General features: G+C 70.5%; 16 protein-coding genes. 7 read left to right on the top strand and 9 right to left on the bottom strand.

Annotated elements, in window-relative coordinates; translation table 11 throughout:
• From VFI59_04370 to VFI59_04360, 3 genes are all read left to right on the top strand, one after another.
• A partial coding sequence (locus VFI59_04370) for a Rieske 2Fe-2S domain-containing protein (protein ID HET6712928.1) occupies positions 1–371 on the top strand: 371 nt, incomplete at its 5' end.
• 19 nt (positions 372–390) lie between these two features.
• Entirely contained in the window at positions 391–1,098 is a 708-nt protein-coding gene (locus tag VFI59_04365; protein ID HET6712927.1) for a cytochrome c, read from the top strand.
• Positions 1,099–1,842 carry a hypothetical protein gene (locus tag VFI59_04360; GenBank protein HET6712926.1) on the top strand — a complete coding sequence of 248 codons (744 nt, stop codon included), beginning with the start codon at positions 1,099–1,101 and terminating at the stop codon, positions 1,840–1,842.
• A 138-nt stretch (positions 1,843–1,980) separates the two neighbouring features.
• Here VFI59_04360 and VFI59_04355 read toward each other — a convergent pair whose 3' ends face one another.
• Entirely contained in the window at positions 1,981–2,667 is a 687-nt protein-coding gene (locus VFI59_04355) for a redox-sensing transcriptional repressor Rex (protein HET6712925.1), read from the bottom strand.
• 76 nt (positions 2,668–2,743) lie between these two features.
• On the bottom strand, positions 2,744–2,977 hold the full coding sequence (locus tag VFI59_04350; GenBank protein ID HET6712924.1) for a glutaredoxin family protein: 234 nt from the start codon (positions 2,975–2,977) through the stop codon (positions 2,744–2,746).
• 57 nt (positions 2,978–3,034) lie between these two features.
• Here VFI59_04350 and VFI59_04345 point away from each other — a divergent pair, with 57 nt between their 5' ends.
• Complete coding sequence (locus VFI59_04345; protein HET6712923.1) at positions 3,035–3,628, top strand: sigma-70 family RNA polymerase sigma factor; 594 nt, start codon at positions 3,035–3,037, stop codon at positions 3,626–3,628.
• On the top strand, positions 3,625–4,335 hold the full coding sequence (locus tag VFI59_04340) for an anti-sigma factor (protein HET6712922.1): 711 nt from the start codon (positions 3,625–3,627) through the stop codon (positions 4,333–4,335). Before VFI59_04345 ends, VFI59_04340 begins: the two co-directional genes overlap by 4 nt.
• Before the next feature lie 7 nt (positions 4,336–4,342).
• Here the strand turns inward: VFI59_04340 and VFI59_04335 are convergent, their stop codons facing one another.
• Entirely contained in the window at positions 4,343–5,047 is a 705-nt protein-coding gene (locus tag VFI59_04335; GenBank protein HET6712921.1) for a hypothetical protein, read from the bottom strand.
• Positions 5,048–5,111: 64 nt separating this feature from the next.
• On the opposite strand from VFI59_04335, the gene VFI59_04330 reads away from it, so the two are divergent.
• Both VFI59_04330 and VFI59_04325 read left to right on the top strand, forming a co-directional pair.
• The gene (locus VFI59_04330; GenBank protein HET6712920.1) at positions 5,112–5,936 is read left to right on the top strand and encodes a sugar phosphate isomerase/epimerase; all 825 of its coding nucleotides are present in this window, start codon (positions 5,112–5,114) and stop codon (positions 5,934–5,936) included.
• Positions 5,937–5,949: 13 nt separating this feature from the next.
• The gene (locus VFI59_04325) at positions 5,950–6,117 is read left to right on the top strand and encodes a hypothetical protein (protein HET6712919.1); all 168 of its coding nucleotides are present in this window, start codon (positions 5,950–5,952) and stop codon (positions 6,115–6,117) included.
• A gap of 1 nt (position 6,118) precedes the next feature.
• Here VFI59_04325 and VFI59_04320 read toward each other — a convergent pair whose 3' ends face one another.
• From VFI59_04320 to VFI59_04295, 6 genes are all read right to left on the bottom strand, one after another.
• Positions 6,119–6,904 carry an SAM-dependent chlorinase/fluorinase gene (locus VFI59_04320; protein HET6712918.1) on the bottom strand — a complete coding sequence of 262 codons (786 nt, stop codon included), beginning with the start codon at positions 6,902–6,904 and terminating at the stop codon, positions 6,119–6,121.
• Positions 6,901–7,563, bottom strand: coding sequence for an alpha/beta fold hydrolase (locus VFI59_04315; GenBank protein ID HET6712917.1), 663 nt, complete (start codon positions 7,561–7,563; stop codon positions 6,901–6,903). Before VFI59_04315 ends, VFI59_04320 begins: the two co-directional genes overlap by 4 nt.
• Positions 7,564–7,691: 128 nt before the next feature.
• Entirely contained in the window at positions 7,692–7,793 is a 102-nt protein-coding gene (locus VFI59_04310; GenBank protein HET6712916.1) for an AURKAIP1/COX24 domain-containing protein, read from the bottom strand.
• A 12-nt stretch (positions 7,794–7,805) separates the two neighbouring features.
• Entirely contained in the window at positions 7,806–8,696 is an 891-nt protein-coding gene (locus VFI59_04305) for a polynucleotide 5'-hydroxyl-kinase (protein ID HET6712915.1), read from the bottom strand.
• 71 nt (positions 8,697–8,767) lie between these two features.
• Positions 8,768–8,965 carry a helix-turn-helix domain-containing protein gene (locus tag VFI59_04300; protein ID HET6712914.1) on the bottom strand — a complete coding sequence of 66 codons (198 nt, stop codon included), beginning with the start codon at positions 8,963–8,965 and terminating at the stop codon, positions 8,768–8,770.
• Between the two features lie 97 nt (positions 8,966–9,062).
• A partial coding sequence (locus VFI59_04295; protein ID HET6712913.1) for a phosphatase occupies positions 9,063–9,734 on the bottom strand: 672 nt, incomplete at its 5' end.

Here is a 9,734-nt window from a genome sequence, read left to right as displayed (position 1 = left end):
CCTACAACGGCACCGGCCGCTTCTACGTGGTGGGGTACAGCGGCTCGCCGAGCGGTGACGTCGACTACGCGACCGAGGGGGTCGCGGCCGAGGGCATCATGCCCCTGTACCAGCGGTGCGTGCACCTGGGCTGCCGGGTGCCCTACTGCGGGTCCTCGAGGTGGTTCGAGTGCCCATGCCACGGCTCGAAGTACAACGGCGCCGGGGAGTACAAGCTCGGACCCGCGCCACGGGGCATGGACCGCTTCAAGCTCGAGATCACCGACGGCAGCGTGGTGGTCGACACGAGCGAGGTGATCCTGGGACCGCCACGCGGCACCGACACGATCGACCAGCCACCGCAGGGCCCGTTCTGCGTGGCGACGGGATAAGGGAGGAACGACCGCGGACATGCTCGCAGCCACGAACACCGCAGGCATCGTCCTGCTCGTGCTCGGCGCGATCTTCGTGCTCGCGGCGGGAGCCGCCCTCTACTTCCGCAGCCGGCAGAAGGAGCAGCCGCTCGACATCCCGCGCGGCATGCGTCCCGGCCCGAGCGACGCCGCCCTCGAGACCCCGCTGCTGCAGAAGCTGCAGGGCTGGGGCGTCGTGCTCGTCGCGTTCTTCGTGGTCTTCATCCCCTACAACTGGCTGCGGGAGCCCTCGGAGAACCTGCGCCAGGAGGAGGAGCTGCTGACGCTCGCGTTCGACCGCGGCGAGCTGGCCGTGCAGAACTTCAGCGAGGAGAACCAGCTCGGCGTCGGGTGCGTTCGCTGCCACGGCCCGGAGCTCCGCGGCGGCGTGATCCAGTCGGGTGACACGCTCGCCTATCCGCCGAACCTCACGAACATCTGCGCGGGACCCTTCGGCGACCCGCCCCACAACGCGATCTTCTCTCAGGAGGACATCTACCAGGTGCTCGAGGAGGGCCGCAACGCGATGCCCTCGTGGAGCATCAGGTACCAGGGCGCCCTGAACGACCAGCAGATCAACGACCTCGTCGTCTATCTGGTCGAGATGAGCTCCGAGAACGTGCCGTTCGAGGACAACGTCTGCCTGAACCCCGAGGCGTCCGATCGCGCGCTCGCCGAGACCGACCTCAACCCGAGGGATCCGTAGATGGAGCACAGCTGCCTGGGATTCGCGGTCGAGTGCGACACCCTGTGGAAGGGCGCGGGCGTCGCGATCATGGGCTTCACGCTGTTCATCTTCAGCGTGTACCTGTTGCTGACAGCGATCTTCGGCCGCTGGCTCGGGTTCCTGGTGCTGATGGTCTCGTTCTCCGGATGGATGATCCTGCAGTCGAGCCTCTGGCTCTTCGGCTTCTGGTCGCAGGGACTCGAGACGCCCACGAACCTCGGGCCCCGCGGTGCCGAGCCGGCATGGGTCGCGCTCGAGGCGGCGGTCGACGAGACCTCGACCGAGTACGCGATCTACGAGACGTGGCCGGGCGATCCGTGGGCGATCCCCGACGAGACCGACCCCGACCAGTCCGCCGACGTGCAGAGCGCGAGCGGCGCGGTGACCGCGTTCCTGGCCGAACAGACGAACGAGGAGCTCGGCCTGGCGGAGACCGACCCGACCGCGATCCAGGGCAGCCAATTCTCGATCGACTCGATCCGTTTCGCCGAGGACGAGGGCACGAAGCTCGCCGTCGTGCAGTCGCACTTCACGGGCGGTGGCCCGCTGTGGACCGTGTCGCTCTACTTCGACTCGGGCAGCGTGCCGCGCTACTCCTACATGTTCCTGCTCGGCTCGATCGTGGCGTTCGCGGTGTCCCTGCCGCTGCTCGACCGGGCGGAGAAGAAGCGCAAGGAGTTCCTGACCGGGGGCGGTGCGCCCGCCTGGTACGGCCCCGCCTAGGCACGAGAGAGGAACACGATGATCGCCAACCTGGAGCTCCCCTTCCTCGAACAGGGAAGCGTGCAGTTCATCCTGATGGGCATCATGATCCTCGCGGTCTTCGCCGCGCTCTGGGTCACGATCTCCAAGTAGCGCCGATCACCGCCCGGCGACGTCGGCCACCGCCCGTCCCCGCCGCTTCACCTCCGCGAGCGTCGCCTTCCGCTGCTCGTAGAACGCCAGGATCTGGAGCTCCACCGCCAGGTCGACCTTGCGCACCGACACCCCGGGCGGCACGGCGATCATCGCGGGAGCGAAGTTCAGCACCGACCGCACGCCCGCGTCGACCAGCCGGTCGGCGACCTCCTGCGCGGCGGCGGCCGGCGTGGCGATCACGCCGATCGCCACATCGAGCTCCTCGACGATGCGCGGCAGGTCGTCGACGTGTCCCACCCGGAGGTCGCCGATGCGCTCTCCCATCCGGGCCGGGTCGGCGTCGACGAGCGCCGCGACGCGGAACCCTCGCTCGGCGAACCCGCCGTACTTCGCGAGCGCCTGTCCGAGGTTGCCGATGCCGACGATCACGATCGCCCAGTCCTGCGTGAGGCCGAGCTCCCGCCGGATCTGGTGGATCAGGTAGGCGACGTCGTACCCAACGCCGCGCGTGCCGTAGGAACCGAGGTGGGAGAGGTCCTTGCGGACCTTCGCGGAGTTCACGCCCGCGGCCTCCGCGAGCTCGTCGCTCGAGACCGTACCCGCGCCGGACTCCGCGAGGTCGACGAGCGCCCGCAGGTACACGGGGAGCCGACCCACCGTGGCCTCGGGGATCGATCGTTCCCTCACCACGGGGACGCCCTCCGGTGCATGGGTTCAGCCTAGCTCGGGGCTCCAGTCGTTCACAAACTCACAAGCGCTCGGGGGCTCAACCGCCGAGTATGGCCGCGAGCGCTGCGGGATCGACCGCGTACTCGAAGACCTCCACCCCGTCGAGGGCCACCACGGGGATGCGGACGCCGTACTCGGCGACCAGCGCGTCGGAGGTCTCGATGTCGACCTCCTCGAGCTCGAACGGCGTGCGGGCGCGCTCTGCCCCCAACACGGCCCGCGCGTCGTCGCAGAGGTGGCAGCCGGCACGGGTGTAGAGCGTGACGCGCATCAGCGCAGCCTATCCGGCGTCGCCGGCCGCCGTCGGGCGTCTGGGAGGATACGGCGCATGCGCGACGGCGATCGAGACGACCTCGAGCTGCACCGAGGTCTCTCCGCGGGCGATCGCGCTTCGTTCGACGCCCTGTACCGCCGCTACTCGTCGTCGGCGTACGGCCTCGCCTACCGCATCACGGGCCAGCAGGTGCTCGCCCAGGACGTGGTCCACGACGCCTTCATGGCCCTGTGGCGCGCGCCGGAGGCCTTCGACCCGGCCCGAGGGGCGTTCCGCACGTTCTTCCTCTCGCTCGTGCATCACCGGGCGGTCGACACCGTGCGTCGCGAGGAGCGCATCAGATCGAGACAGGAACGGGCGTCGAACCTTGAGCCGGTGGCCGTCGAAGACCCAGCGGAGGGCGTGGCCGACGCGGCCGACCTGGCCGACCGTCGGACCGAGGTCCGTGCGGCGCTCGACACGCTCCCGCCCGAACAACGACAGGTGCTCGAGATGGCGTACTACGGCGGCAAGACACAGGTGCAGATCGCGGAGGAGATCGAGATCCCGATCGGCACCGTGAAGACGAGGACCCTCGCCGCGATGCGCAAGCTGCGTGTGATCCTCGATCGCACGACGGCCCCCCACGACGACCCGGAGGCTCAGTGACGGACGACCACGAGGGGATCGAGGAGCTGCTGGCCGGCTACGTGCTCCGCAGCCTCTCCGGCGCCGACGCCGCCGAGGCCGACCGACTGCTCTCCGAACACGTGCCCGGCTGCGCGACGTGCCGCCAGACCCTCGACGATTTCCAGCGGCTCTCGGCCGACCTGGGCGTGGCCGCGACGCCGGTGGCGCCCCCCGAGACACTGCTGCCCCGCATGCGTCGTGAGCTCGAGCCGCACGCGCCCCGTCGCCGTCCGATGCAGCTGTTCGCGGTGGCCGCCGGCGTGGCCGCGGTCGTGGGGCTGGCCGGGCTCACCGTGAGCCAGAACATCCGGGCCAACAACGCCGACGTGCGCGCCGACTCCCTCGCCAACGCCGCACAGCTCGCCACGCGACCCGACGCCCGCATGGTCGAGGTCGGCCCCGTCCAGGAGATCTCGGCGCCGGGCGAGGAGCACCTCTACGTGATGGGCGAGGGCGTGCCCTCCCCGCCCGCGGGGTCGGTCTACCGGGTCTGGCTCGTTGCCGACGGGGTCCCGACGCACGCCGGCGACTTCGTGCCCGAGGGCGGCGAGGTCTTCCTCGACGTCGCGTTCGACCCGAGCCTGCACGACGATCTCTGGATCTCGATCGAGCCCTCCGACGCCTCGACCGACGCACCCACCAGCGCCGACTGGTGGTCGGCCGGCGCGAGCGACGCGGCCGCCTGAGTCGCGGTCACGCGGGATGCGGCGTCGCCACGACCGGCGCCGTCGCCGGGCGTCCGGCGCGCAGGAACCCGAGGAACATCACGCCGATCCCGGTCGCGAGCGCGACCGAGAAGGCGGCGAGCAACCCCAGGGCGGCGAACGCCGACCCGAACCCCGCGATCACGGTCGCCCCGAGGGCGATCAGCAGCGTGCCGACGAACCGGTCCCTCAGCTCGCGCCGCCCCCGCATGCGCCAGGCCGACCAGAGCGTGCCGCCGAGCAACACGAGGTAGGAGGGGATCGAGATCAGCTGCGGCAGCCGGTGGGCCGCCGACCCGTCGCCGAAGACGTGCTTGCCCGATGGCAGATCCTGGGCCAGCGCGGCACCGTCGAACGTCGCCCCGCGCAGCACCGACACGGTATAGGCGGTCACGAACACCAGGACGATCCAGATCGCGGCCTGCACGGTGCGGTTGCGCACGAGCAGCATCAGCTCGCCCCCCGCCAGGAAGGGCACGTTGAGTACGGCCCCGAGCGCCCAGTAGACCTGGAACTCACCGGTCGTCCACCCTCCGGCGACGCCGAACACCACGGCGAGCGACGCCGCTGCGTACATCGCCAGTGAGATCGCCCAGGCGAGCTGGAAGGGGCGCCGCCGGCTCACATACTGCTTCGCAACGAGTCCGGCGAAGACGGCTGCGACCACGGCCGCGACCAGCGGGAACACCCACATGGCCCTCAGCATACGGGCCCGCCGGTGCGCGTCTTCGGCGGCGTCAGGTGCCTACCATGGTGGCGTGAGCGCACCCCGACTGCTCTTCTCGTCTGCGGCTTTCTTCGCGAGGCCGCTCGCCAACACGTTCCGCATCGTGGCCGAGACCGGGTACACCGGGGTCGAGGTCATGGTCACGAAGGACCCGGCGAGCCAGGACCCGGCCGGGATGCGCGCCCTGGCGGACGAACACGGCCTCACGATCGCGGCGATCCACGCCCCCTCGCTGCTCGTGACGAGGAAGGTGTGGGGCACCGACCCGATCGGCAAGATCGATCGGGCGATCCGGGTCGCGGAACAGGCCGACGTGCCCGTCGTGGTGATGCACCCGCCCTACCGTTGGCAGCGCGCCTACCGCCGCTGGCTCGACGAGGAGCTCCCGGTCCTCGAGGCAAGGACCGGCGTGGTCGTGGCGATCGAGAACATGTTCCCGGTGCGAATGGGCCGACGGAGCATGACGTTCCACGCGAACCAGGACCTCGACGAGCTCGAGGGGTTGCCGCACCTCGTGCTCGACACGAGTCATGCGGCCGTCGCCGAGCACGACCCGGTCGAGGTGCGCAGACGGTTCGGCGAGCGGCTGCGCCACGTGCACCTGTCGGACAACGCCGGCAAGGGGTGGGACTCGCACCTGCCGCCGGGCGAGGGAGTACTGGATCTCGATGCGTTCTGCGACGACCTCGTCGCCGACGGATACGCGGGGGCGGTCTCGCTCGAGGTCGATCTGCGCACACATCTCACCGATCCCGTCCGGCTGCGCGAGGTCATGGTCGAGATGCGGGAGCGCGCCGAGCGGGCGCTCGGCATCGGGGTCCCCGACGGCGCCGGACGCGACGGCGAGGCCTGCTAGCCTGCCGCCCCCCATGCGCCGACAGACCCTGATCATGATCGTCGTGCTGTTCCTGCTGATCGGCGCGGCCGCCGTCGCCCAGCTCGTGATCGTGAACGGAGGCGGCGACCCCTTCCCCGGCCCTGCGAGCCCAGGGCAGCTGCCGGGCACGTCGGCCACCCCGAGCCCGTCGGTCCCCTAGGTCACTCGAGCACGACGGCGCTGCCCGTCTTCAGGTTCAGCGTCTGGGCGGCGCTGCCGTGGTTCACGACGAGGGCCAGGTATCCCTGCGAGTCGACGATCGCGGCGAGCTCGCCCTCGGGCACGTCGGCGAAGATGCCCACCAGCGGCAGCGTTCGGCCGGACACGGTGAACGGAGGCCCGATCCCGGCGGCCTCCAGATCGGTCGGTCGCGCGCTGAGCTGCACGTTGCCGAACGCATCGACCTCGATCACACGGGTCCCGACCGCTCCGGGCGTCACCATCGCACCCGGCATCTCCACGATCCGCAACTCCTCGACGTCGATCGCCGGCCCGACCTCGTCCAGGGGGAACCCGACGGCCAGATGCGCGGCGGCGGGGGCGAACACGTCGCGACCGTGGAACGTCTTCGACACCGGCGAGAGCATCACGCGCTCGTCCTCGATCGCGGCGGCGGCGCCGGCGCCCCCGAGGGCCTCCCACGCGAGCGAGAGCAGCCCGTTGTCCGGCCCCACGAGCAGGGGGCCTGCCGCCGTCCGCACGGCGATCGACCGTCGTTCCGAGCCGACCCCGGGGTCGACCACTGCCACGTACACCGCGTCGTCCGGCATGTACTGCGTCGCCCGCGAGATCGTCACGGCGCCGCGGAGCACGTCCTGGCGTGGCACGGCGTGGGTGAGGTCGATGACGCGCGCGTCCGGCGCGATCCGGGCGATCACCCCGTGACAGACGCCGACGAACCCATCGGCCAGCCCGTAGTCGGTGCAGAAGACGATCGGTCTCGTCATGCGTCTCCCTGGGTGGGCGCCTGCACGGGAAGGAACTGCGCGAGCCACACCGAGAGCAACCTTCGCACGTTGGGCCCCTGGTTGCCCTCGAGCAGCTCGGTGCCGTGGTCGTCGGAGGGCACGATCTCCACCCGCTTGGGCGGCACGCTGAGGTCGTACATGCGCTGCGCATCGTTCGCGACGGCTGCGTCGCCGTTGCCGGCGACGAAAAGCTTCGCCGAGGAGGCCGCCTCGAGTGTCTCCGGCGTCACCGCGAGCCCCCCGATCGCGATCGGTGCGGAGAGCGTCGCGACCGCCCCGATGCGCGCGCTCGGTTGGGCCGCGGCGACGAGGGCCGCGGCGCCGCCCATGCTGGCCCCGATCACCGCCACTCTGGGGATGCCCGTCGATCGCAGGTACCGCACCGCCGCCTGCACGTCGCGCCAGAGCACGGCGAGGTCGGTCTCGCCACCCGAGCACCCGGCGTCGCCGCCCGGGCAGTAGCCGCGGAAGTTGAACGTGAGCGTTCGATACCCCTCGTCGGCGAGCGTCTCCGCGTACTCGAACCACGAGGACTGGTCGGCGGGTTGCATGTGCGCCAGCACGACCCCGGCCGATGCTCCCTCGGCTTCGAACACCCGTCCTTCCAGCTCCACGCCGCCGGGGACCGTGAAGCTCACCGGACGCGAGCCCGGCGACGGCGAGGGCGAGGATGGACCGCAGGCCGAGAGCGCGAAAGCCGCGACCGCGATCGCGGCCGAGGACCGGACGAGCCGGAACCGTGGCGCGCGCACGAACGGGCTCGGGCTTACTTGCCCAGCTTCATGCGCTGGTGCCGCGTGCGCTTCAGGAGCTTCTTGTGCTTCTTCTTGCGCATCTTCTTGCGGCGCTTCTTGATCAGCGACGGCAAGCGGTAGCCCTTTCACTCGGTGCCGAAGAGGTTCCGGAGGTCGACGCGCCTCACGCGGAAGCTGTCCTCCAGACGGACGGAGCCCAGTCTAAGCGCTTTCGGCGGCTCTGCCACGGGCGAGATCAGCCGGAGCCCCTGGTCCTCGGGCACGTACTCGAGATAGCCGAGCCCGGTGAACCCGCCGGAGCCGTCGGACAGGCCCACCAGCAGGCGGTCGAGTTCGTGCAGATCGAACAGGGGTGGCAGGGTCGGCATGAAGACCGTGGGCTTCACCCGGAAGCGCTGGAGGTCGCCCGCGAAGTAGGCGGCCATCGCGCGTTCCCGCTGCTCGGAGCGTTGGTCCACGCTGGTGGCAACCACGTTCGGATGCACTGGAAGCGTCACGAGCTCGACACCGAAGAACCGCTGGATCACCCCGAGCACGGGCTCCAGCTCCTCGCCCCGTTGCAGGCCGACGACGAGATCGGGCTCGAGCATGTCGACCTTGTAGTACTTCACGAGCTGGCCCCAGATGCCGCTGACCATCGCGCTCGTGTCGACCACGATCAGGTCCGCGCCCTCCGCCCTTCCCCGGTCCCGCAGGCGGGCGAGCGCCCCCACGAGGGGCAGCACGTGCCCCTGGGGGCCGGTGGCGCCCACGAACCCGAGCGCGTCGGGGGTGGCGAGGCGGTCGAGGGTGAGATCGTCGGGCTCGCGCACGTGCTTCAGGCCGACGGTCGCCGGCGGCCCCACGGTCTTCTGCGCCACGTCGGCGTCGAGGTAGGCGACCGTGCGACCCAGCCGCAACGCGAACGCCGCGGTCGCCCGCGCCAGCGTGCTCTTGCCGGCGTCCAGGCCACCGACGAACAGCACGGTGCGTGCCTCGCGAGCGGCCCGATCGACGAGCCGTTCGTGCTCGTTCACTGCGCCCCCTCCGTTCTCCACGGAGGTCGGCTGAGCGCGCGTGCGCGGGAGCGGTGTCGTGTCTGCCGGACTCAGCCGGCCTCGGTGTACCGCTCCGTCAGGTAGGTATCGACGTCCTCGGAACGGAGCCGGTAGCTCCGGCCCACCCTCACGGCGGGCATCTCTCCTGTCTTGATCATTCGGTAGACGGTCATCCTGGATACGCGCAACAGGTCTGCGACCTCGTTGACGGTCTTCAGCCGAGCCTCGGTGAAGGGTTCTCGCTTCACGATGGCGGAATCATAGGCGGTGGACCGCCCCGCTGGATACCCCACGATGCGGAACCGCAGGTCAGCGTAGGTGCCAGGTCGCCGAGTTGAACGAAGCTCAGAACAGGGAGACGATCGCCTGGAAGCAGGGCCAGTAGGCGTCAGGCTCCACATGGTCGTCCATCACGACCACGATGTCGGTGCGACCCTGCGCGTTCGCCACGATCAGTGCCGGATCGTTCACGTCGGCGATCGAGAGGGTCTCGACGCCGGCCTCGATCGCCGCGCCCGCGAACCCGTGATCGGCGACGACGAGGTCGGGTCGCCCATCGTCGAGCATGCGTCGCATCGCGTCGGGCCGATGCGTGTGGCGCGGCTCCCGGCCGTCGGTGAGCATCGCCACGCCGCCCCAATGGTCGACGAACCAGTCGTGGGCCAGATGCGGATCCCGCCATCGCTCCCCGTTCGCGAGACGGAGCACGTGGGCGCCGCGCTCCACGAGCAGCCGGTCGATCGCGTGGTACAGCAGGGCCAGGCCCACCGGGTGGCCGGTCGCCAGCACGACCCGTTCGCGGTCGGTCGCGGCACGGGCGAGCCGCTCCCCCACCGCCTCGCATGTCTGCAGGATCGGCTCGGGGGCGATCTCGACGGGCCCGTACCGCGCCTCGTGGTCGATCGGCACGCCGGCGCCCTCGGCGACCAGGTCGAGGATGCCGTCGAGGTCGAATGCTCCAGGGAGCCCCGAGAGCCCGAAGAGCTTGTCGGGGTCGCCGTCGATCAGCATCAGGGC

The organism is Actinomycetota bacterium, from assembly GCA_035697485.1.
In the GTDB taxonomy this organism is placed as follows: domain Bacteria; phylum Actinomycetota; class UBA4738; order UBA4738; family HRBIN12; genus JAOUEA01.
This window is presented reverse-complemented; position numbering and strand designations above follow the sequence as displayed.